Source organism: Bradyrhizobium erythrophlei, assembly GCF_042430365.1.
Classification (GTDB): Bacteria; Pseudomonadota; Alphaproteobacteria; order Rhizobiales; family Xanthobacteraceae; genus Bradyrhizobium; species Bradyrhizobium erythrophlei.
The window spans coordinates 22148-44548 of sequence record NZ_JBHMET010000244.1; the positions used below are offsets into that span (position 1 = coordinate 22148).

At 63.2% G+C, this 22401-nt stretch carries 17 protein-coding genes and 1 pseudogene; 10 read left to right on the forward strand and 8 right to left on the reverse strand.

Annotation, left to right across the window (positions count from 1 at the left end; genetic code table 11):
• Positions 1–3: 3 nt before the first annotated feature.
• Together ACFFWD_RS36820 and ACFFWD_RS36825 are read right to left on the reverse strand one after the other, a co-directional pair.
• The gene (locus ACFFWD_RS36820; protein ID WP_376974097.1) at positions 4–1146 is read right to left on the reverse strand and encodes a DUF898 family protein; all 1143 of its coding nucleotides are present in this window, start codon (positions 1144–1146) and stop codon (positions 4–6) included.
• 438 nt (positions 1147–1584) lie between these two features.
• Positions 1585–2757, reverse strand: a complete 1173-nt coding sequence (locus tag ACFFWD_RS36825; protein ID WP_376974061.1) for an isovaleryl-CoA dehydrogenase — start codon at positions 2755–2757, stop codon at positions 1585–1587.
• Between the two features lie 227 nt (positions 2758–2984).
• Between ACFFWD_RS36825 and ACFFWD_RS36830 the strand changes: the two genes are divergently transcribed.
• The 3 genes and pseudogenes from ACFFWD_RS36830 to ACFFWD_RS36840 all read left to right on the forward strand — a co-directional run.
• Positions 2985–4247 carry a cytochrome P450 gene (locus tag ACFFWD_RS36830; protein WP_376974063.1) on the forward strand — a complete coding sequence of 421 codons (1263 nt, stop codon included), beginning with the start codon at positions 2985–2987 and terminating at the stop codon, positions 4245–4247.
• A gap of 31 nt (positions 4248–4278) precedes the next feature.
• Entirely contained in the window at positions 4279–5553 is a 1275-nt protein-coding gene (locus ACFFWD_RS36835; RefSeq protein ID WP_376974065.1) for a cytochrome P450, read from the forward strand.
• 175 nt (positions 5554–5728) lie between these two features.
• Positions 5729–6032, forward strand: a pseudogene (locus ACFFWD_RS36840) (aspartate dehydrogenase domain-containing protein); the annotation flags it as partial.
• A gap of 25 nt (positions 6033–6057) precedes the next feature.
• Here the strand turns inward: ACFFWD_RS36840 and ACFFWD_RS36845 are convergent.
• From ACFFWD_RS36845 to ACFFWD_RS36865, 5 genes are read right to left on the reverse strand one after another with little or no spacing between them, the layout of a single operon-like run.
• Entirely contained in the window at positions 6058–7689 is a 1632-nt protein-coding gene (locus tag ACFFWD_RS36845; protein WP_376974067.1) for an ABC transporter ATP-binding protein, read from the reverse strand.
• A gap of 1 nt (position 7690) precedes the next feature.
• The gene (locus ACFFWD_RS36850; protein ID WP_376974069.1) at positions 7691–8611 is read right to left on the reverse strand and encodes an ABC transporter permease; all 921 of its coding nucleotides are present in this window, start codon (positions 8609–8611) and stop codon (positions 7691–7693) included.
• Entirely contained in the window at positions 8611–9552 is a 942-nt protein-coding gene (locus tag ACFFWD_RS36855) for an ABC transporter permease (protein ID WP_376974071.1), read from the reverse strand. The genes ACFFWD_RS36850 and ACFFWD_RS36855 overlap by 1 nt, the downstream gene beginning before the upstream one ends.
• 57 nt (positions 9553–9609) lie before the next feature.
• The gene (locus tag ACFFWD_RS36860) at positions 9610–11190 is read right to left on the reverse strand and encodes an ABC transporter substrate-binding protein (protein ID WP_376974073.1); all 1581 of its coding nucleotides are present in this window, start codon (positions 11188–11190) and stop codon (positions 9610–9612) included.
• Positions 11191–11195: 5 nt separating this feature from the next.
• Entirely contained in the window at positions 11196–11954 is a 759-nt protein-coding gene (locus ACFFWD_RS36865) for an adenylate/guanylate cyclase domain-containing protein (protein WP_376974075.1), read from the reverse strand.
• Positions 11955–12836: 882 nt separating this feature from the next.
• Here ACFFWD_RS36865 and ACFFWD_RS36870 point away from each other — a divergent pair.
• The 5 genes from ACFFWD_RS36870 to ACFFWD_RS36890 all read left to right on the forward strand — a co-directional run bounded on the left by ACFFWD_RS36870 (position 12837) and on the right by ACFFWD_RS36890 (position 18945).
• Positions 12837–14894 carry an alkyl/aryl-sulfatase gene (locus ACFFWD_RS36870; RefSeq protein ID WP_376974077.1) on the forward strand — a complete coding sequence of 686 codons (2058 nt, stop codon included), beginning with the start codon at positions 12837–12839 and terminating at the stop codon, positions 14892–14894.
• A 117-nt stretch (positions 14895–15011) separates the two neighbouring features.
• On the forward strand, positions 15012–16985 hold the full coding sequence (locus ACFFWD_RS36875; RefSeq protein ID WP_376974079.1) for a class I SAM-dependent methyltransferase: 1974 nt from the start codon (positions 15012–15014) through the stop codon (positions 16983–16985).
• Between the two features lie 314 nt (positions 16986–17299).
• Positions 17300–17626: a hypothetical protein gene (locus tag ACFFWD_RS36880; protein ID WP_376974081.1), complete on the forward strand. Its 327-nt coding sequence runs from the start codon at positions 17300–17302 to the stop codon at positions 17624–17626.
• A gap of 171 nt (positions 17627–17797) precedes the next feature.
• On the forward strand, positions 17798–18352 hold the full coding sequence (locus ACFFWD_RS36885; protein ID WP_376974083.1) for a phosphonopyruvate decarboxylase: 555 nt from the start codon (positions 17798–17800) through the stop codon (positions 18350–18352).
• Positions 18352–18945, forward strand: a complete 594-nt coding sequence (locus tag ACFFWD_RS36890; RefSeq protein ID WP_376974085.1) for a thiamine pyrophosphate-dependent enzyme — start codon at positions 18352–18354, stop codon at positions 18943–18945. The genes ACFFWD_RS36885 and ACFFWD_RS36890 overlap by 1 nt, the downstream gene beginning before the upstream one ends.
• A 12-nt stretch (positions 18946–18957) precedes the next feature.
• Here the strand turns inward: ACFFWD_RS36890 and ACFFWD_RS36895 are convergent, their stop codons facing one another.
• Positions 18958–19881, reverse strand: a complete 924-nt coding sequence (locus ACFFWD_RS36895; RefSeq protein WP_376974087.1) for a LysR family transcriptional regulator — start codon at positions 19879–19881, stop codon at positions 18958–18960.
• Between the two features lie 122 nt (positions 19882–20003).
• On the opposite strand from ACFFWD_RS36895, the gene ACFFWD_RS36900 reads away from it, so the two are divergent.
• Together ACFFWD_RS36900 and ACFFWD_RS36905 are read left to right on the forward strand one after the other, a co-directional pair.
• Positions 20004–21173 (forward strand): acyl-CoA dehydrogenase family protein, encoded by a 1170-nt coding sequence (locus tag ACFFWD_RS36900; protein ID WP_376974089.1) that lies wholly within the window; start codon positions 20004–20006, stop codon positions 21171–21173.
• Between the two features lie 9 nt (positions 21174–21182).
• Complete coding sequence (locus ACFFWD_RS36905) at positions 21183–22280, forward strand: CaiB/BaiF CoA transferase family protein (RefSeq protein ID WP_376974091.1); 1098 nt, start codon at positions 21183–21185, stop codon at positions 22278–22280.
• Positions 22281–22401: the final 121 nt, after the last annotated feature.

Here is a 22401-nt window from a genome sequence, read left to right on the forward strand (position 1 = left end):
GGCTCAGAAGCCCGCGACGTCGAGGCCGTCGGCAAAGCCTTCGCCAAGCGCGTTGGCGAGCTCGCCGCGCGCGGTGACGTTGGCGGCCGCCTGGATGTCGTGCACGATCGTCGACGACAGCACGCGGACCCAGAGATCGCGCATCAGATAGACGCGGATCACGACGTTGAGGCCGAGCGCGAAGGCGAGATAGCCGATGCCGGCGAGCACGATCAGGGGAATGCTCCTGGCGAACGCCTCGGTCTTGAAGAAGACGGCGACCGGGGTCGCATCCATGCTCGTGACCAGGACCACGCACAGCGCGAGATAGGCGGCGAACGCTACGCCGAGCAGCGCGATCCAGCCGATCACCTTCCAGTAGAGGCCGATCAACTTGCTGCGGCGGAGCGTCGATTCCAGGCGCACCTCGCCGAACCGGATGCCCGACAGCCACCAGCGCCACTCGATCGCCTTGAACGCCGCGTAGATGAACGGCAGGAAGATCGTCGCGTAGAGCGCAAGCGGCGTCAAAAGCCACAGCCACCAGCCCCGCTTGAAGAAGTCCCAGCCGCGGCCCACGAAGCTGCCCTGAAGATCACCGTAATAGGAATGCCGCATCTTGTAGCGCTCGAGCGCAGCCTCGCGCCACGGCAGCGCCAGGCCAAGCGTGGCGCCGACCAGAACGCCCCACAGCGAGGCCTGCAGGGCGTAGACCCAGCCCGAGCCGCTCATCCAGAAGCGGACGCCGCGCCACACCGTGCGCGTCAGCCGATAGCGCCGCGCGCGGTAGATCGCGAACTGGCCGAACAGATAGAAGAAGGCGACCAGCGGGATCGACGCGAACGCCCGGACGTGCTCGGCCTCGAGGCCAACCAGGAAATAGCCGAGATAGACCGGGACCAGGACCGCGAGCGCGATCAGGAAGCCGATCAGGAGCTCCTTGCCGCGCCCGGTATATTCCGCCGCATCGCCGTCGATATGCGTGTTCGACCACAGGTGACGGCGCATGTCGGTGGCGAGCCAGAACCGGTAGAAGCCGACCGTGACGAGCTCGAGCCCGGCCCCGCGCGCGACGAGGTGGAAGAAGTCGCGTCGGGCGCCGGAAAACGCCACCGGCATCGGCGGCGGCCCTGGCGGTTGCGGCGGTCCCAGCGGGGTCCAGCTCATGTCATTCACGGATCAGCTCCAGGGCTGTGGCGACGTCTGCGGGAACAAAGCACAGATTTGTCGTCGGGAGTGTGATCCAGGTTTCACACATCGTCGAGGGCATGGGTGGGGTTTGGGGCTTTGCATTAACGGGATGTTGCGATGAACAAGAAATCGGCGGCGTCGTGATGGGCTCGTTGATGCACCTCGCTATGTCATGTCAGCCGTCGCCCGGGGCCACCCCTCTCCCCGCCCTCCCCCGCAAGGGGGGAGGGAGCCCTTCCGCCGGTGCGTTCCTGACTGTTTGCGATGCCTCCTTGATCCGCACGGCAACGGGAAAGACGTGACGCGATGTAAGGTGAGCACACTGCTCAGGCTCCCTCCCCCCTTGCGGGGAAGGGTGGGGAGAGGGGTAGCCGCTTGCTCCTCTCTATCGATGAGCGCTTTATTCTTTAAACCCTATGCCGTCTTGTCGAACAGCTCGCGGCCGATCAGCATGCGGCGGATCTCGCTGGTGCCGGCGCCGATCTCGTAGAGCTTGGCGTCACGCAACAGCCGGCCCGTCGGATAATCATTGATGTAACCGTTGCCGCCCAGGAGCTGGATCGCGTCCAGCGCGCATTGAGTGGCCTTCTCGGCGGCGTAGAGGATCGCGCCCGCCGCGTCCTCGCGGGTGGTCTCGCCGCGGTCGCAGGCCTTGGCCACCGCGTAGACATAGGCGCGCGAGGCGTTCATCGTGGTGTACATGTCGGCGATCTTGCCCTGCACCAACTGGAAGGTGCCGATCGGCTGGCCGAACTGCTTGCGCTCGTGGACGTAGGGCAGCACGACATCCAGGCAGGCCTGCATGATGCCGAGCGGACCGGCCGCCAGCACCGCGCGCTCATAGTCGAGGCCACTCATCAACACGTTGACGCCGCGGCCGACGTCGGCGAGCACGTTCTCCGCCGGCACCTCGCAATCGGCAAACACCAGTTCGCAGGTGTCGGAGCCGCGCATGCCGAGCTTGTCGAGCTTCTGCGCGGTGGAAAACCCCTTCATGCCCTTTTCGATGATGAAGGCGGTGATGCCGCGCGGCCCGCCGGCAGGGTCGGTCTTGGCGTAGACCACGAGCGTGTCGGCGACCGGGCCGTTGGTGATCCACATCTTGTTGCCGTTGAGCACGAAGCGGTCGCCCTTCTTCTCGGCGCGGGTCTTCATCGAGACCACGTCGGAGCCGGCGCCGGGCTCCGACATCGCCAATGAACCAACATGCTCGCCGGAGATCAGCTTGGGCAAATATTTGCGCTTCTGCGCTTCATTGCCGTTGCGGCGGATCTGGTTGACGCAGAGGTTGGAATGGGCGCCATAGGACAGCCCGACCGACGCCGAGGCGCGCGAGATCTCCTCGACCGCGATGCAGTGCTCGAGATAGCCGAGGCCGCTGCCGCCATACTCCTCCTCGACCGTGATGCCGTGCAGTCCGAGCGCGCCGATCTTCGGCCAGAGGTCGCGCGGGAAGATGTTGGAGCGGTCGATCTCCGCGGCCCGCGGCGCGATCTCGTTTTGGGAGAACTCATGCACCGTCGCGCGGATCGCATCCGCGGTTTCGCCGAGATCGAAATTGAGCATCGTCAGCGCGTTAGGGATCATGGCGAGCGCCTCCGGCGGACTAAAACGTTGTTTCAAACAGAGTTAGTCCCGCTGCCTGCGCTTGTCACGGCCGAAACGGGTCGGATTCGGCCATTCCGGGGCCGCCACCGCTGCGGCCAAAATGCGCGCTGACGGCCCTTGCCAGAACGGGCGAATGGGAATGTAATTCGGTAAAACATCGCCGCGCCGGCCATGCCCCGGCGGCGGGACCATTGAGGGAGCCGCTCATGCACGGGACTATCGATCTCGCCAATCTGGACGCCGCGCGCGAGCGCGCCAATTCGCTTCCGCTGTCCGAGTTCAATCCGGGCGATCCGGAACTGTTCAAGACCGATTCGTTCTGGCCGTATTTCGACCGGCTGCGCAGGGAAGACCCGGTGCACTATTGCAAGGACTCGATATTCGGGCCGTACTGGTCGATCACCAAGTACAACGACATCATGGACATCGAGACCAATCACTCGGTGTTCTCCTCCGCGTCTTCCCTCGGCGGCATCACCATCCGTGACATCGCGCCGGATCTCCGCCGCGAAAGCTTCATCTCCATGGACCAGCCACGACACTCGGCGCAGCGCAAGACCGTGGCGCCGATGTTCACGCCGACGCATCTCGACGAGCTCGCGATCAACATCCGCAGGCGATCGACGGAGTGTCTCGACCATCTGCCGCGGAACGAGACGTTCGACTGGGTCGACAAGGTCTCGATCGAATTGACCACGCAGATGCTCGCGGTGCTGTTCGACTTCCCCTGGGAAGACCGCCGCAAGCTGACGCGCTGGTCGGATGTCGCAACCACCCTGCCCGGCGCCGGCGGGCTCGTTGCAACGGAAGATGAGCGGCTGGCCGAGTTGACGGAATGCGCGAGCTATTTCGCAAGGCTGTGGAAGGAGCGGATCAACCAGCCGCCGAAGAGCGATCTGCTCTCGATGATGGCGCACAGCGACGCCACGCGCGACATGGACCCGAAGAATTTCCTCGGTAACCTGATCCTGCTGATCGTCGGCGGCAACGACACCACGCGCAACACGCTGTCCGGCAGCATCTATGCGCTCAGCAAGCACCCGGAGCAGTATCGCAAGCTGAAGGAAAACCCCGCGCTGATCGACAGTTTCGTGCCCGAGGTGATCCGCTGGCAGACGCCGCTCGCCCATATGCGGCGCACCGCGCTGGCCGACTACGAGTTCCGCGGACGGCAGATCAAGAAGCGCGACAAGGTCGTGATGTGGTACGTCTCGGGCAACCGCGACGAGGAGGCGATCGAAAAGCCCTACGAGTTCATCATCGACCGCGCCCGTCCCCGCACCCACATCTCGTTCGGCTTCGGCATCCACCGCTGCGTCGGCTTAAGGCTCGCCGAACTACAGCTGAAGATCATCTGGGAGGAGATCCTCAAGCGCTTCGACAATATCGAGGTGGTTGCGGAACCGCAGCGGGTGTATTCGAGTTTCATCAACGGCTACGAGACGCTGCCGGTCCGCATTGCGGCCTGACCTCTCGACACGCCAACCGGGGTCCAAAGCCATGAACGTCCAAGCCGCCATCCGAGCCGACAAAGCCGAGCTGCAGCGCCAGGCCCGCGAGGAGGCCTATTCAACCCCGCTGAAGGATTTCCATCCCGGTGCGCCAAAGCTGTTCCAGAACGACACGCTGTGGCCATGGTTCGAGCGGCTGCGCAAGGAAGAGCCGGTGCATTACTGCACCAACGCGCCGATCGAGCCCTATTGGTCGGTGGTGAAGTACAACGACATCATGCATGTCGACACCAGCCACGGCATCTTCTCCTCCGACTCCACACTCGGCGGCATCTCGATCCGCGACGTGCCGCCGGGCTACGACTATCCGAGCTTCATCGCGATGGACCAGCCGAAGCACGCCCATCAGCGCAAGACCGTGTCGCCGATGTTCACGCCGACGCATCTCGACGAACTGGCAAAACTGATCCGGCAGCGCTCGGCCTCCGTGCTCGACAATCTGCCGCGCAACGAGACCTTCAACTTCGTCGACCGCGTCTCGATCGAATTGACGACCCAGATGCTGGCGACGCTGTTCGACTTCCCCTGGGAGGAACGGCGCAAGCTGACGCGCTGGTCCGACGTCTCGACCGCGCTGCCGAAGAGCGGCGTCGTGGACTCGCCGGAGCAGCGGCGCAAGGAAATGGACGAATGCTACGCCTATTTCTCCAGGCTCTGGAACGAACGCGTCAACGCGCCCCCGAGGAACGACCTCCTGTCGATGATGGCGCATAGCGACGCCACGCGGCACATGGACCCTGACAATCTGATGGGCAACATCATCCTGCTGATCGTCGGCGGCAACGACACCACGCGCAACACCATGAGCGGCTCGGTGCTGGCGCTGCACGAGCACCCCGAGCAGTTCAAGAAGCTGCGCGAGAACCCGGACCTGATCGACACCATGGTGCCGGAGGTGATCCGCTGGCAGACGCCGCTCGCGCATATGCGGCGCACCGCGCTCCAGGATACCGAGCTCGGCGGCAAGACAATCAGGAAGGGCGACCGCGTCGTGATGTGGTACGTCTCGGGCAACCGCGACGAGGAGGTGATCGAGCGGCCCAACGAGTTCATCATCGATCGCGCCCGGCCGCGCACCCATATCTCGTTCGGCTTCGGCATCCACCGCTGCGTCGGCATGCGGCTCGCCGAGCTGCAGCTCAAGATCGTCTGGCAGGAGATGCTGAAGCGCTTCGACCGCATCGAGGTGGTCGGCGAGCCGAAGCGGGTCTATTCCAGCTTCGTGCGCGGCATCGAGAACCTGCCGGTACGGATTCCGGGCTAGGGCGCGCGCTCGCCAAGACGCGGATATCGGGTTTCGGGGATCAAGCAGAAATCTTCTGCTCGATCGAAGGATTGCCGGTTATGGGCCCCTTTTCTGACATGCCGACGGATACTGACAATGTCCGTTGATGGGGGAAGACCGGAAGTGGCTGGCAGAAGGTCAAAACGGCGCTTTTGAACCGATGCGCATTTTTGAGGGAACGCCGCGCGAGGCGGGCGATCGGCTTTCCGGCCAATCTCAATGTCGCGGTCGCCTTGTCGCTCGCAAGGATCGGCGCGGACCGGATGACGCTCGAAATAGGGGCCGACCCGTCGCTCGAACGGGTACGTGCACCGGGTCGAGGCCGTCTCGGATTCCGCAAGCTTCTCGATGTCGATCGAAGACGTACCGTCGGACAATCCAAAAAACGGCCGTATCACCGCGCGTCTGTCATTTCACATTTGCGCAAACTGGGCGCGCCGTTGCGGGTCGGCTCGTGATGGATCGATCGCCAGGCCGCGCCGATCAGGCCCCGGCAGCGGCGCCCGCAAAAAACTCCCTGTTTCGTCCCGGAGCCGCGTCGAACAGCGCCTTGGTGTATTCGTGCCGGGGCGCGGCAAAAACCTCCGACGTCGTGCCCTCTTCGACGATGACGCCGCGCTGCATCACGGCGATGCGGTCGCAGACCTGGGCTGCGACCCGCAGATCGTGCGTGATGAACAGCACGGCGAGATTGAACTTGCGGCGCACCTCGTCGAGAAGCCTCAGCACCTGATCCTGCACCGAGACATCCAGCGCCGAAACCGGCTCGTCGCCGATCAGGAGTTCCGGCTCCATCGCGAGCGCCCGCGCAATGCAGATGCGCTGGCGCTGCCCGCCCGAGAACTGGTGCGGGTAACGGTCGAGCGCATCCGGCGACAGTTGCACCACCGCCATCAGGTCGCGCGCGCGCTGCAAGGCTTCCTTGCGCCCGAGGCCAAAATTCATTGGCCCCTCGATGATGGCTTCGCCGACCGTGCGGCGCGGATTGAGCGACCGGTAAGGATCCTGAAACACGAATTGCACCCGCCGCCGCATGGAGCGGAACTTCGCCTCCCTGATCGACGCGATGTCGACGTTGTCGATCCGGACCGCGCCGCTGGTCGGCTCCACCAGCCGCGCGACGCAACGCGCCACCGTCGACTTGCCGGAGCCGGATTCGCCGACGATACCGAGCGTTTCGCCGCGCCGCACTGTCAGAGAAACGTCGCTGACCGCGTTGACTATCCGCGCCTTCGGCTGGAACAGCGAGCGCCTGCCGTAGGTCTTGAACAATTTCTCTGTTTGCAGCACCACGGCTCCGCTCACCGGCGAGCGCATCGGCGGCGTCATGCTCGGCACCGCCGCCAGCAGCATTTTGGTGTAATCTTCACGCGGGTTGCGCAGCACCTCCTCGCACGAGCCCTGCTCCACGATCGAGCCCAGCCGCATCACCACGACGCGGTCCCCGATCTCGGAGACGACGCCGAAATCATGGGTGATGAACAGTACCCCGGTCTTCTTGCGGCCCTGCAATTCCCTCACGAGGTTCAGTATCTGCGCCTGCGTCGTGACGTCGAGCGCGGTGGTCGGTTCATCGGCGATCAGCAATGCGGGATCGAGCACCAGCGCCGCGGCGATCATGATGCGCTGGCGCTGGCCGCCGGAGAGCTGATGCGGATAGGCGTCGATCATCTGCTCGGGATCCGGCAGATGCACCGCGCGCATGATCTCCAGCACGCGCTTGCGGCGCTCGGTCGGGTCGAGGTCGGTGTGAACCTCCAGCACTTCGCCGATCTGGTCACCGACCCGCTCGACCGGATTGAGCGCGGTCATCGGCTCCTGGAACACCATGGCCATGCGCGTGCCGCGGATCGCGCGCAGCTCGGCATCCGATTTCGTGGTCAGCTCCTCGCCCTGCAACCGGATCGAACCGGTCTCGACCTGCATTGCGTTCCTCGGCAGGAGACCCATCACCGCCTGCGCGGTAACAGATTTTCCGGAGCCGGATTCGCCGACGACGCAGACGATCTCGTTGGCGCCGACCGTGATGTTGATGCCCCGCACGGCGTGAGGCCGGTCGCCACTGCCCCTGATGGCGACGGAAAGATTGGCGATCTCGAGGACGGGTCCGGCCATGTCAGACCCGCTTCGTCATCTTGGGATCGAGCGTGTCGCGCATCCCGTCGCCCAGCACGTTGACCGCGAGGATGGTCATCGCGAGGAACACGCCGGGATAGATGATATTATGGGGGAACAGGCTGAACACCTGTCTGCCCTCGGCCATGATGTTGCCCCAGGTCGGCACTTCCGGCGGCACGCCGATGCCGAGGAACGAGAGGATGGCCTCGACGAGAATGGCGGCAGCGCAGATGAAGGTGCCCTGCACGATCATCGGCGCGATCGTGTTAGGCAATACGTGGCGCCACAGCAATTTCGGGGTCGAGGTGCCGAGCGTCACCGCCGCCTCGACATAGGGCTCCTCGCGCACGCTGAGCACGATGGAACGCACCAGCCGGACCACGCCCGGGATTTGCGGGACCGTGATGGCGATGATCACCGTCAGCACGCTGGAGCGGAACAGCGACACCATGGCAATCGCCAGGAGAATGGCGGGAATCGCCATCAAGCCGTCCATGATGCGCATGATGATGGCGTCGAGAATGCGGAAGAAGCCCGCGAGCAGGCCGATAAACAGGCCACAAGCGACGCTAATCAGTGCCACCGAGACGCCGACCAGGAGCGAGATGCGCGCCCCATAGACTACCCGGCTATAGACGTCGCGGCCCAGCCCGTCTGTTCCGAACAGGGCAATCATCTTGATGCGTTCGCCGGTGTCGGTCCGCAGCGAGAACTCCGCGCCGGGGACTTTGTTGCGCGCGATCGGATTGATCGCGGTGGGATCGATGGTGCCGAGCCGCGGCGCGAGAAGCGCCATCAGCAATACGATTAGGATGACGGTCGCGCCGAACACGACACCCGGATTGTGCACCAGGTTGCGAAATGTCGCGGCGGGCTTCGCCGGTGCCGCGATCGGAGTGTCGAGGATCACGTCGGCCATCAGTAGCGAATCCTTGGATCGAGCAGCGTGTAGATCATATCGACCGCCAGGTTGATCATGACGTAGACGAACGAGAACAGCAGAATCACGGCCTGGATCGTCGGATAGTCGCGCGCCAGCACTGCGTCGACTGTCAGCCGGCCGAGACCCGGGATCGTGAAAACGCTTTCGGTGACGACAACGCCGCCAATCAAGAGCGCAACACCGAGCCCGATCACGGTGACGATCGGAACCGCCGCATTGCGCAGCGCGTGGCGGAACAGCACCTTGCGTTCGCTCTGTCCTTTCGCTCTCGCCGTGCGGATGTAGTCCTCGGACAGCACTTCAAGCATGCTGGTGCGGGTCATTCGCGCAATCAGCGCAACAAAAATGATCGACAGCGTCAACGAGGGCAGAACCAGCCCTCGCAGCCAGCCGCCTAGCCCTTCCGAAATCCGCTGATAGCCCTGTACGGGCAGCCAGCCCAGCCACACCGCGAACAGGTAGATCAGGAGATAGCCGATGACGAAGGACGGCATCGAAAACCCGAGCACCGAAAAGCCCATTACGATGCGATCGATCCACGAGCCGTGCCGATGCGCCGCCAGCACGCCGAGCGGAACGGCCACCAAAACTGCCAGCAACATCGTGATCAAGGCCAGCGAAAGCGTCGGCTCGATGCGCTCGCCGATCAGCGAGGCGACGGTCTTCTTGAAGAAGAAGCTCTCGCCGAAATCGCCGCTCAGCACCTTGCCGGACCAGATGAAGAACTGCTCCACCATCGGCCGGTCGAGGCCGAGCTGACCGCGGATCTTCGCCACCTGTTCGGTGGTGGCGTTGTCGCCGGCGATGATCGCCGCCGGATCCGATGGCGTCAGCCGGAGCATCAGGAAGATGAAGATGGCAACCACCAACATCACGGGGATCGTGCCGAGCAGTCGCCGGAATAGGTAGCCATACATCGATCGACCCTCGAAGCGAGACGGGCGGCGGAAAAACCGCCGCCCGCAGCCGTCACATCACTTCGTGATTTCCATGTTCCAGAATACCGGAACGGGCGCAATCACGAAGCCTTTGACATTCTTGCGCATCGCGGCCGGCTGGACGTACTCGCCGAGCGGAATCTCGGGCGTGTATTCGATGACACGCAATTGCACCGCCTCCGCGATCGCCTTCTGCTTGGCGGGGTCGGTCTCGCGGGCGAAGTCGTCACGCAGCTTCTCCAGTTGCGCGTCGCAGGGCCAGCCGAACGACGCCTTGTCGCAAGCCGCGTTCACATAGGCGGTGGAGACCGGGTTCATCACGTCAGCTGTGACCCAGGCCGTGAGGAAGGCATTCCAGCCGCCGGCGTCCGGCGGGTCCTTCTTGGCACGCCGCGCGACCAGCGTCTGCCAATCCATGGACTGCATGTCGACCTTGAATCCGGCCTTCTCCATCAGCGACTTCGCCACCGGCGCCAGATTGGTCAGGGCCTTGAGGTCGGTGGAGTGCATGAGCACCACCGGCGTGCCGTCGTAGCCTGCGTCCTTCAGCAACTCCTGAGCCTTCTTCGCATTGGAGGTCAGAAGTGCATCCATTCCCTTGGTGGTGGCCAGCGGCGTATCGCAAATGAAAAGCGCCTTGCATGGCTGGATGTAATTCTCGTCCCCGACGGTCGCCATCAGGAAGTCTTCCTGATTGAAGGCGTACCACAACGCCTGGCGAATCTTCGGATTGTCGAACGGCTTGTGCAGCGTGTTGGGGCGGAAGACGTATTGTGCCTTCAGCATCGGCGATGCCACGATATCGACGTTCGGATCCTTCTTCAGGGTCCCGAGCAGGTCGTGGCTGGGCTGTTCGACGAAGTCGATTTCGCCCTTCGAAAGGGCGTTGAGCGCCTGCTGCGCGTCTGAAATGGCGCGCCACTCGACGCGATCCAGCTTGGCGACCTTGCCGCCCGCCAGACCGGATGGAGGCTCCGGGCGCGGCTTGTACTTGTCGAACTTGACGTAGACGGTCTTGTCGCCGGGCTTCCATTCATCCCTGGCGAAGACGAAGGGTCCTGATCCCGTAAAATCCTTGATTTGCTTGTTGGGGTCCGTCTCGGCGACGCGCTTGGGCATCATGAACGGCACGTTGGACGAGGGTTTTGACAGGCCGAGCAGCACGAGACCGGTCGGTTCCTTGAGCTTGATGGTGAAGGTCTTGGCGTCGACCGCCGCGATCGAGTCGACGAAGGTCATCATCTTCTGACCGAGAGAGTCTTTGATTGCCCAGCGCTTGATCGAGGCAATGCAGTCTTCCGACGTCACCGGCTGCCCGTCGTGCCACAACAGGCCGTCGCGAAGCGTGAAGGTGTAGCTCTTGTTGTCGGGCGCGGTTTCGTACTTCTCGACCATCTGCGGTTGGACGACGCCCTTCTCGTCCTGCGCGAGGAGCGTGTCATAGATCATGTATCCGTGATTGCGGACGATATAGGCCGTGGTCCAGATCGGATCGAGAATTTTCAGATCCGAATGCATCACTGCGCGCAAGGTCGTCTGGGCAAGAGCCGGCGTTGTCGCAGCCGCAAGGCCGGCGGTACAGGCGGCAGCAAGAATGGCTTTTCTGAGCACGTGCATTTTTTTCACCTCCATTGTCGTCTCAAAGCCCCAAAAATTCCGCGCTCGGGACCTTGATCCATTTGCCCATCGAACCCGGGAGATCGATCTCCAGCGCCCTGGCCCGGCACGACGATCCCGGCCAATGAACTGACAAGATTGACACAGTACCCAACCGGCCAAGTCTGGCAGCGGCCGGCCGTCATGCTCCTGCACCACGCCCTCACTGCGCAGGTCCCCAACGACCACCAGGCCGGTGGCGATGGCGACCGCATGTGCAAAGCGGTTTCTGCGCCATCATCGAGCTTCGCCTCCGCCTCAATCAATTCCAGGCCAGCGCGCACCGCTCGCTCGGCATCTTCCTCGTGTGCCTGCGGATAGCCGAAATAGGCGAGTATGCCGTCGCCCATATATCTCGCGACGAAACCCCCGGATTTCGCGATGACCTCGGCGCAACGGCGTTGATAGGCGCTGATGATCTTTCGCAAGTCTTCAGGATCGAGCCGGGTCGAGAGCGCTGTCGAACCAACAAGATCAGCGAACATCACTGTGAGCTGACGCCTCTCGGCTTCGTCCCAGCGAGGCGACGCCGGCGTTATTCCAACCTCATCGAGCTCTGCAATCGCGCGCATTATTTTCTTGCGATGTCCCAGCGAAACTCCGATGTTTTCGAGGTCCTCGTCAGTCAGATTGCGGAGAATGCCCGCATCAATGTCGTTGTCGGCAAAACGCTGAGCGTATTGCCCGAGGCCAAGTGCATTGAGCCAGTGCGCAATCGGCTGCATGGCAACCACCGACTATTTCGGCGTGGCCTAAAGGAACCAACACTATATCCCATTCTCTTCTCGATAGCACGTCACGTGCCCGGTCATGGGCTCCCTTCGGGCCCTCGATACCGCGGGGGCCAGTTCGACCCAACCCGCAGACACCGCGAGGCTATGGCCGGCGACTCGATCGCGGCAGCGGGAGCGGCCTCGCCGAGGTCCGCTGATCATCCAATCCTAAACCCCAACGGTGACTCCTTGGAAATGTCCGGAGTTGGCCCCATCGCGACATATTGCACCGCCACAGGACCTCGGTCGCGAACGGGGCACAGCGGAAGTTGACGGATTGCCGAGTGTTGCAAAGGGCGACGCTCGTGCCCAACTCGGACATCGCGGGCAGCAACGACTTGTACTATAGTCCGTTTGAGCAGAGCGGAACGGCGGACCTGACATGAGCAGTCGGCCGTGTGCCGAACTTCCATGGTCACGCGCTTGTGCTCTCAACAGGCTGAGAACGCAGGAAGACTGCACAAAGATTGAGGACGAGCGTTCGATGTACGCTAGCAGTCCGACACCATCCATTTATTGGGCGGCCATCAAATTTAGAGGAAGCAGATCAACGGCGATGCCGCGTTCCCGTAAGGTTTAGAGGATTGGGAGATGACTCGTCGTCGCACCCGTTGCGCATGACGCATTGACCGACGACGCCCACGTCTGCTGCTGACGACTGCTCCACGTTAACTGGCACGCCCACGCCAGGCTGATACGGCTGGGGGATTGAGCGAAGTAGTACGCCCAGCCGCTGCGCCGGGGTAGTGGCGACAGCATGTACACAAGGAAAGCGTACGCAACACGGGAGGCCCTACGACGATGCAGAGTCATTGCGTGGATGGGAGAGCAACATTGACACACTCCACCCTTTCAAGCCGACGATCGCTGCTGGGCGCCTCCACCGGGTATTCGTTCCGCATCATGGCCGCAGGATTGGCCCTGGCGCTAGCCGGTGCGATGGCACACGCGCAGACGGCCAGCGATTCCAAGCCGGCATCGCCATCCACACTGGAGTTCAACAAGAACTCGACGGCCTCACTACCATGGTCTGACAGGGAAGATTTCGCAAACGCAAAGCGCGGCCTGATCGCGCGATTGCCGGACAACGGTGTCATCAGTGACAAGAGTGGTGGGAAGGTTTGGGACCTCTCAAGGTTCACCGGTTTCATCAAGGATGATGCGGCCGCGCCCGACACCGTCAATCCCAGTCTTTGGCGCATGTCGCAACTCCTGATGGAGGCTGGCCTCTATGAAGTGGTGCCCGGCGTCTACCAGGTGCGCGGGGCTGACCTGTCGAACCTGACCATCGTCGAGGGGGAGCAGGGCATCACGATCTACGACCCATTGATCTCAGCGGAAACCGCGCGCGCCGCGCTCGACCTTTACTACCAGAACCGGCCTAGGAAGCCTGTCGTGGCGGTGATTTATTCGCACTCCCACGTGGATCACGCCGGAGGTGTACGCGGCATTGTGGACGAAGCCGACGTGACATCGGGCAAGGTCAAGATTTATGCCCCCGAAGGCTTTCTGGAGAACTACGTCGCCGAGAATCTCTTCGCAGGCACCGCGATGGGGCGCCGCGCGTCCTACATGTACGGCAACCTGGTTCCCCCTGGCCCGCAGGGCACCGTGACGGCCGGTTTGGGCGTCACCACGTCGAGCGGCACGGTCACGCTGATTGCGCCGACCGACCTCATCACCAAGACCGGCGAGAAGCGGGTCATCGACGGCATCGAATACGAATTCCTGATGGCGCCGGGGTCGGAGGCTCCGTCGGAGATGATGTGGTATCTGCCGAAGTTCAGGCTGATCAATACGGCCGAGGATGCCACGCATACGATGCACAATCTCTACACGCTGCGCGGCGCCAAGACGCGGGACGCGCGGCTGTGGCCGATGTACCTGAACCAGGTCCTGCAGATGTGGGGAGACCGCTATGAAGTGCAGATCACGATGCACCATTGGCCGACCTGGGGGAATGCCGAGATCACGCGGCTGATCAAGGTGCAGCGCGACACCTACAAGTTCATCCACGACCAGACGCTGCATTACGCCAACATGGGCTATACCATGAACGAGCTGCCGGGCCTCGTGACGCTTCCCCAATCGCTCGCCAACCAATGGGCGAGCCGGGGCTACTATGGCAGCCAGAGCCACAATGTGCGTGCGGTCTACAATTTCTATCTCGGCTACTTCGACGGCAACGCCGCCACGCTGAACCCGCTGCCGCCGGCTGAAGCTGGAGCGAGGTATGTCGCGGCGATGGGCGGCCCGGAAGCCGTATTGAAGCTCGGGCGCGGGGCATTCAAGAATGGTGATTACCGTTGGGGCGCCGAGCTCGTGAACCACCTGGTGTTTGCCCAGCCCGACAATCAGGATGCGAAGAACCTGCAAGCCGATATCCTCGAGCAGATGGGCTACCAGGCGGAATCCGGCCCCTGGCGCGACTTCTACCTGACCGGCGCCGATGAGCTTCGACACGGTGTCAAGAAGCTGGCCACCGGCAACCCGGCGAGCGCCGACATCGTTGCCAGCATGTCGCCGGAGCTGCTGTTCGGTTACATGGGCGTGCAGCTGGACGCCAGGAAGGCCGACGGCAAGACGCTTGCCGTCAACTGGATCTTTCCTGACATCAACGAGAAGCACGCGCTCTTCCTGGAGAACTCCGTGCTCAACCATTGGCCCGATTACACCGATGCCAGGGCCGATGTCAGCATCACCGTGGATCGTGCTACCCTGACGAAAGTATTGACCAAGCAGCTGTCGTTCGAGGATGCGATCAAGACCGGACAGGTCAGGTTTGCCGGCAATCAGGCGAAGTTCGGCGAGCTGATGAGCTATCTCGTCAATCTCAACCAGTATTTCTGGTTCAACATCGTCACGCCACAACAAATAGGGGCGCGACAATGATACGGTCGCAACCAAGGTGGCGACCGATCTCGAACCTATGACGGATCGGCGGTGGCGCGAGCATGAGCCGCGCCATACGGGGCATCCGCCGTCCACCAGCAATGTAGTAGATTATCCTTGGCTGCAATCGCGATCGGCCCTATGTCTGCCGGGCGTGGTTGGTTGATGCGCCGTCCCAAACCGCCGCCTTTCGGTGTGCTGTTGGGCGGCGTTGCAGTTTGGACCAGTTGGCGGGACATGAACCGAAAAGAACGACGTGCGGCCAATAAGCGAGGCGACGAGGCCGCAAGGAGGCCAAACGCGCCTGCCTTCGGCCCGGCAGGCGCCAGCATCGTCGACCTCGCCGCCGAGGCAAGCCGTTTGCGCGGGGTGGGCCGCGTCAACGAAGCGCAGGAGATTTGCCGACAAATTCTCGCACGCGAGCCCGCACATGTGCAGACCCTGAATCTCCTCGGCCTGATAGCGCAGGCATCCGGCGATCACCGGGCCGCAGTGAAGATGTTCGCCAAGGCGATTGCCTCGGACGAGGTGAACGCCGCCTGCCACTACAATGCCGGCAATTCACATCAGGCGCTGGGCAACCGCAGCAAAGCGGCCGCGCATTTCAGCAAGGCGCTCGCGCTCGGCATGGACGAGAAGGCCGTCAGCTTCATCCTGCAGAGCCCCGTCGTCGCCACCTATGGCGCGCGGATTGCCGGCAAGTGGCCGCTACCGGTAACGACCGTCGAATTATTCGGCAGCGAGAGCGTCATCCCGCTTGCGCGCGACCTCTTCCTCTGCTGTGCGATGGAAGCGACGACGCTGCCAAGCATACAGCTTGAAGTGCTGCTCGGATATGCGCGCGCCGAGCTGCTGCGGCTTGCCGGCGAGCACCGCGAAGACAACGGCGAGATCGACGACGACATAATCCCCTTTGCCTGCGCACTGGCCCGGCAATGCTTCATCAACGAATATGTCTATGCACTGGCCGAAGCGGAAAGCAGACTTGCGAGCGTCCTCCGCGACCGATTGCTGCAGGACCTGGCCTCAGGGGCCGCCGTCACTCCGCTCACGCTGGCGGTCGTTGCGGCCTATTTCCCGCTTCACGCCATGCCGATGGCGGAAGCGCTCCTGCGCCGGGAGTGGCCTGCCAGCGTGGCGGGATTGCTAAAGGTGCAGCTTCGCGAGCCGCTGGAGGAAATGGCCGAGCGCAGCGCCATTGCGGCGCTTACCCCGATCAAGAACAGCGTATCGGTCGAAGTGATGCGCCAGTACGAGGAAAATCCTTATCCGCGCTGGACCATCAACCCGCTGACGGCATTCGCTGCCGATCAGGCGCGGGGAAAGATCATCCCGACAGCGGAACGGCAAGCCGAACTGGATATTCTGATCGCGGGTTGCGGGACCGGCTCGCACGCGATTCAGATCGCGCAAGTCTTTCCGAACGCCCGTCTGCTCGCGGTCGACGTCAGCCTGACCAGCCTCGCCTATGCGCGCCGAAAGACGCGGGAGCTGGGCCTGATTAATATCGAGTATGCACAGGCAGATATTCTGGAACTAGGCAGGATCGGTCGCACCTTCGATAGCATCGAGTCGGTCGGAGTGCTCCATCATCTTGCGGAGCCTGCGGCCGGGTGGCGCGTGCTGGTCTCGCTGCTGCGACCGGATGGCACGATGCGCATCGGCCTCTACAGCGAACTGGCGCGCCGCGTGATCGTGGAGGCCCGCGCCCGCATCGCGGCGCGCGGCTATCGCACGACGGCCGACGACATCAGAAGGTGTCGCCAGGACATCATCCGCGAGGCGGAACAGTGGAAACCGCTGATTGGCGCGAAAGATTTCTACAGCATGAGCGGCTGCCGCGACCTGCTGTTCAATGTCATGGAACATCGCCTTACCATTCCCGAGATCGCTGCATTCCTGAACGATCATGATCTGTCTTTCCGGGCCTTCGAACCCTTTGCTGATCCGACGGTGATCGAACAATTTCGCAAACAGTTTCCGGGTACGGCCGATGAGGCCAATCTCGATCAGTGGCACCGCTTTGAAGCCGATCATCCGGAGACTTTTTGGGACATGTACGTCTTCATGGTGGGCAAGAACGCGCACTGACCGACATTTCAGCGGCATTGATCTCAGTCGAATGTATGTACGATTTTAGACTATTCCTTGAGAATACGTTGGGCTGCAAAGCTTTAAAATGCCCTGCAGCCGAACACTTTGCGGCCAAACGATCATGGGAGATCGGAGGCGCAGGATTGCGGTCAGATCAAGCGCGAGGATACCCGCACCAAGGTCATTCGGGCGATTGGCGCCTGCTGCAGTGATGTGGCCGATTCTTCTCGCTGAGGTGCCGCTTGTGACAAGCGCGTCCGGCTGCTTTGCGAGCATGAACGGAAAGCGCAAGACTGAATTCGGAGCAATCTGTGAGCAAGGTCAAAACACCTCGGGAAAAAAAGCGACTGAGCTACGAACGCGACCGACGCAACACCTATGGCGAGAATCAGAAGAGCAGTCGAAAGAACATTCCGCGCAGCAAACAGCTCTCGCATCAAGGTGAGCGCCGCTCCGTGCGACAAGTTCTCGTCGCCGCGCAGGGGAGCGGTGCGAACGAAGTCGCCGACGAAGTGCAGTCGCAAGCATTGCGCAAAGGTCGGATGAAGCAGCTTAAGGCATTTCGTAAATCGCCGGATCGCCCGCTGGGGGAAGTCATTAAGCGACGAATGCGTAGGCGGACCAGCGGGCATGCTTGACGACGGGCTGCCGCCGTTGGAGCCATCTCATACCGTTTCGCTCGCGATGACGGCCGCCTATAAAATTTCGGCATAGCTGCGCGAACCAGATGCGAAGGGAGTTAAACCGCCCCGCGCGCTAAGGCTTCGGTGTGAGGACGCGTCACCGCGCGCCCCGGACCTGAGGCCAAGATGGACCAGATTGCCGTTCACCAGGACAGCGCGACCAGCCGGGACTGGCCGGTTGCGATCTACCGCACGCTGAAGCGCTTTGGCGTCACCCAGGTCTCCTATGTCCCCGACGCCGGACATTCCAAGCTGATCAAGCTGTCGCACGCGGACACGGCGATCAAGACCACCGTGCTGACGACCGAAGAAGAAGGCGTGGCGCTGGCAGCCGGCGCCTGGCTCGGCGGCGACCGCGCGGTGCTGTTGATGCAATCGAGCGGCGTCGGCAATTGCGTCAACATGCTGTCGCTGATGGCGAGCTGCCGCTTCCCGTTTCTGACGCTGGTGACGATGCGCGGCGAATGGGCCGAGTTCAATCCCTGGCAGATCCCGATGGGCAAGGCAACCGCGCAGGCGCTCGAGATCATGGGCGTCACCGTGCTGCGGCTGGAGGACCCCGACGACACCGAGGAGGTGATCTCGGCGGCCGCCTCGCTCGCCTATGACGGCGACCAGCAGGTCGCAGTGCTGATCGCGCAGCGGATGATCGGCCGCAAGAAGTGGAAGGAGACGCACTGATGTCCGCCAACTTTGGCTCGCTCGACCGCCGCGCCGGCGTGAAGGCGCTGCTCGCCGACCGCAGCGATCTGCTCGTGATCTCCGGGCTCGGCTCGTCGTCCTATGATGTGTTCGACGCCAGCGAGCATCCCGGCAATTTCTATCTCTGGGGCGCGATGGGGGGTGCTGCGATGGTCGGGCTCGGCCTGGCGCTGGCGCAGCCGAAGCGCCCGGTGCTCGTCGTCACCGGCGACGGCGAGCAGTTGATGGGGATCGGTAGCCTGCTGACGATCGCGGCGAAGAGGCCCGGCAATCTCTCGATCGCGGTGCTCGACAACGGCCATTTCGGCGAGACCGGCATGCAGGTCAGCCATTCCGGCCTCGGCGCGAAGCTCGAGGTGATCGCGAGCGGCGCAGGCATCGCCTCGGTTACCGAGATATCCGACATGACAGGCATCGAAAGCTTCCGTGCGAGCCTTCGCGACTTGCGCGGCGGACCGCGGCTGGCACGCATCAGGATTTCGGCCGGCGAAGTCGAGCGCGCATTGCCGCCGCGCGACGGCACGTATCTCAAGAACCGCTTCCGCGGCCATCTCGGCTTCGCGGTGACGTGACGCGCGGTGCGCTCAGGTGAGCTGGATATCCCACAGGCCCTCGGCGCGACAGGCGGCGACCTCGTCGCGCAGCAGCCTTGCGATCAGCGTGATCGCGTTCGAGCCGGGATGCTCGACCGGCGAGGCCAAGGTCAGCTCGCGCCGCGGCGCCGGACGCGCGATCGGCGCGGTCTCCAGCCGCCCCTCAGCGACCTCGCCGCGCACCGAGGACGGCGGCAGCAGCGTATATCCCAGCCCCTCCTCGACCAGGCTCGTCAGCACGCGGAACGAATCCGCCTCGAGCTTGACGTCGAGGTTCAGCTTCTTCTTCGCCGCCGCATGCTCGATCATCGCGCGGAGGCCGTGCGAATGACTTGGCAGCACCAGGCGCTGGCGCAGCAGCCAGCCGATCTCGACCTGCTTCTTCTGCTTCAGCCCAGAGCCGCGCGGCCCGACCGCGACGATGCTATCGCGGCCGAGGCTCTGCACCGCCAGATGCAAATCGACCGACGGTCCGTAGATCACGGCAAGATCCATCTCGCCGCGATGCAGCCACTCGATCAGATGGCCGCTGTAGCTCTCGACGATGCAGAGCGCGATGCCGGGATAGCGTTCCACCGTGCGCCGCGCCAGCCGCGCCGACAGCACGCAGCTCACCGTCGGCACCAGCCCGAGCACCACGCGGCCCGACGGCGCGCCGCCGGCGGACTGGATGTCGTCGCGGATCTGGTCGATCTGCCGCACGATACCGCCGGTGCGCTCGAGCAGGAGCCGGCCCGCATCGGTCAGCACCATGCCGCGCCCGGTGCGCGTGAACAATTCCGTGCGCAGCTCGTGCTCGAGCAGCTTGATCTGCCGGCTCAATGCCGGCTGCGCGACCCGCAAGGTATCGGAAGCTTTGCTCAGGCTCCCGAGTTCCGCTACGCACGCAAACGTCCTAAGCTGGCGGAAATCCATACTTGCCAATCCTGGAAGGCAGGTTCATACGCTATAACAAAAGAGCATAGGGAGTTTACCGGGGCCCCACAACAGCGGGCGCTTGGCCCGCAACAGGCGCAACCTCTCGACAAGAAGCAACAATGACCGCACACGACCCGCAGCACGACGATCATTCCGACATCCGCGACGCCGTCGCAAAGCTTTGCGCGCAGTTTCCCGGCGAATATTGGCGCAAGCTCGATCGCCAGATGGCCTATCCGAAGGAATTCGTCGATGCGCTGACGCAAGCCGGCTACCTCTCGGTGCTGATCCCCGAGGAATATGGCGGCGCCGGCCTGAAACTGTCGGCGGCAGCGGCGATCCTCGAGGAGATTCAGCGCGCGGGCTGCAACGGCGGCGGCTGCCACGCCCAGATGTACACGATGGGCACGGTGCTGCGGCACGGCAGTGACGCGCAGAAGGCAAAGTACCTGCCGAAAGTCGCGACCGGCGAACTGCGCTTGCAGGCGTTCGGCGTCACCGAGCCGACCAGCGGCACCGACACCTCGTCGCTGAAAACCGTCGCGCGCCGCGACGGCGACCATTACGTCGTCAACGGTCAGAAGATATGGACCAGCCGCGCCGAACATTCCGACCTGATGATCCTGCTCGCGCGCACCACGCCGAAGGAGCAGTCCAGGAAGCGCACCGACGGCCTCTCGGTGTTCATCGTCGACATGCGCGAGGTGAAGGGCAAGGGTCTGGAGATCCGCCCTATCAGAACCATGATGAACCATGCCACGACCGAGGTGTTCTTCACCGACATGAAGGTGCCGGCGGAAAACCTGATCGGCGACGAGGGCAAGGGGTTCCGCTACATCCTCTCCGGCATGAACGCCGAGCGCATCCTGATCGCAGCCGAGTGCATCGGCGACGCCAAGTGGTTCATCGCAAAAGCCACCAACTACGCAAAGGAGCGCAGCGTGTTCGGCCGGCCGATCGGGCAGAACCAAGGCATCCAGTTTCCAATTGCAAAAGCCTATGCCTCGATGCGCGCGGCCGAATTGATGGTGAAGGAAGCCACCCGCAAATACGAAGCCGGGCTCGACTGCGGCGCCGAGGCCAACATGGCCAAGATGCTGGCGGCGGACGCCTCCTGGGACGCGGCGAATGCCTGCGTGCAGACCCATGGCGGCTTCGGCTTTGCGGAAGAGTATGACGTCGAGCGCAAGTTCCGCGAGACGCGGCTCTACCAGGTGGCGCCGATCTCGACCAATTTGATCCTGTCCTACGTCGCCGAGCACGTGCTCGGCATGCCCCGCTCCTACTGAGACTGCCGCATGCTTCCGCTTGAAGGATTGACCGTCATCGCCGTCGAACAGGCGGTTGCCGCACCGTTCTGCTCGTCGCGCCTGGCGGACGCCGGTGCCCACGTCATCAAGGTCGAGCGTCCCGAGGGCGATTTCGCGCGCGGCTACGACGCCGCCGCGAAGGGCCAGAGCAGCTACTTCGTCTGGCTCAACCGCGGCAAGGACTCGGTCGTCATCGATCTCGCCACCAACGAAGGCCGCGCGACGCTAGAAAAGCTGATCGCAAGTGCCGACGTGCTGCTGCAGAACCTCAAGCCCGGCGCGATGGACAAGCTCGGCTTCTCGCGCGAGCGGCTGCGCAAGGACTATCCCAAGCTGATCATGTGCACGATCACCGGCTATGGCGATGAGGGACCGTATGCCGACCGCAAGGCCTATGACCTCTTGATCCAGGCCGAGAGCGGGCTCGCCTCGATCACCGGCGGGCCGGAAGGCGCCTCGCGCGTCGGCATCTCGATCGTCGACGTCGCGACCGGCGCCACGGCGCATGCGTCGATCCTCGAAGCGCTGATCGCGCGCGGCCGCACCGGCCAGGGCGCGGATATCCGAATCTCGATGTTCGACGTGATGGCCGACTGGTTGACGGTGCCGCTGCTCAACGCCGAGAACGGCAAGCCGCCACAACGCATCGGCCTCGCCCATCCGTCGATCGCGCCCTATGGCGTGTTCCCCTCCAGGGACGGCAAGGAGATCCTGATCTCGATCCAGAGCGAGCGCGAATGGAAGAAGCTGTGCGCCGAGGTACTCGGCCAGCCCGACCTGCCCGATGATCCCCGCTTTGCCAACATGGTCGAGCGCGTGCACAACCGCGCGCTGACCGATCAGATCGTCAGCGACAGCTTTGGCAGGCTGACGCGCGAGGAACTGCTGGCCAAGCTCGCCGACGCCGACATCGCCTTCGCCGAGGTCAACACCATGGCCGACCTCGCCACCCATCCGCATCTGCGCCGCATCGAGGTCGACACGCCGAAGGGCCGTGTCGCCTATCCGGCGCCGGCCGCGATCTTCGTCGGCGAGGACAGGCCGTATGGCGCGGTGCCTGCGATCGGTGAACACACCAAACGTTAGGATGTGATGACATCAGGCCAGATCGTAACCGCGAACGAGCCGCGCCCCCTCTCCCGCTTGCGGGCAGGGCTATCGCATGTGGCCGAGGAGTTCGAAGAGGAAGGCATCGTTCCACCCGGCG

Bases quoted from the DNA above. Each gene is read 5' to 3' on its own strand.
- ACFFWD_RS36820 (WP_376974097.1), bottom strand. From the start codon at position 1,146: ATGAGCTGGACCCCGCTGGGACCGCCGCAACCGCCAGGGCCGCCGCCG.
- ACFFWD_RS36825 (WP_376974061.1), bottom strand. From the start codon at position 2,757: ATGATCCCTAACGCGCTGACGATGCTCAATTTCGATCTCGGCGAAACC.
- ACFFWD_RS36830 (WP_376974063.1), top strand. From the start codon at position 2,985: ATGCACGGGACTATCGATCTCGCCAATCTGGACGCCGCGCGCGAGCGC.
- ACFFWD_RS36835 (WP_376974065.1), top strand. From the start codon at position 4,279: ATGAACGTCCAAGCCGCCATCCGAGCCGACAAAGCCGAGCTGCAGCGC.
- ACFFWD_RS36845 (WP_376974067.1), bottom strand. From the start codon at position 7,689: ATGGCCGGACCCGTCCTCGAGATCGCCAATCTTTCCGTCGCCATCAGG.
- ACFFWD_RS36850 (WP_376974069.1), bottom strand. From the start codon at position 8,611: ATGGCCGACGTGATCCTCGACACTCCGATCGCGGCACCGGCGAAGCCC.
- ACFFWD_RS36855 (WP_376974071.1), bottom strand. From the start codon at position 9,552: ATGTATGGCTACCTATTCCGGCGACTGCTCGGCACGATCCCCGTGATG.
- ACFFWD_RS36860 (WP_376974073.1), bottom strand. From the start codon at position 11,190: ATGCACGTGCTCAGAAAAGCCATTCTTGCTGCCGCCTGTACCGCCGGC.
- ACFFWD_RS36865 (WP_376974075.1), bottom strand. From the start codon at position 11,954: ATGCAGCCGATTGCGCACTGGCTCAATGCACTTGGCCTCGGGCAATAC.
- ACFFWD_RS36885 (WP_376974083.1), top strand. From the start codon at position 17,798: ATGGACCAGATTGCCGTTCACCAGGACAGCGCGACCAGCCGGGACTGG.
- ACFFWD_RS36890 (WP_376974085.1), top strand. From the start codon at position 18,352: ATGTCCGCCAACTTTGGCTCGCTCGACCGCCGCGCCGGCGTGAAGGCG.
- ACFFWD_RS36895 (WP_376974087.1), bottom strand. From the start codon at position 19,881: ATGGATTTCCGCCAGCTTAGGACGTTTGCGTGCGTAGCGGAACTCGGG.
- ACFFWD_RS36900 (WP_376974089.1), top strand. From the start codon at position 20,004: ATGACCGCACACGACCCGCAGCACGACGATCATTCCGACATCCGCGAC.
- ACFFWD_RS36905 (WP_376974091.1), top strand. From the start codon at position 21,183: ATGCTTCCGCTTGAAGGATTGACCGTCATCGCCGTCGAACAGGCGGTT.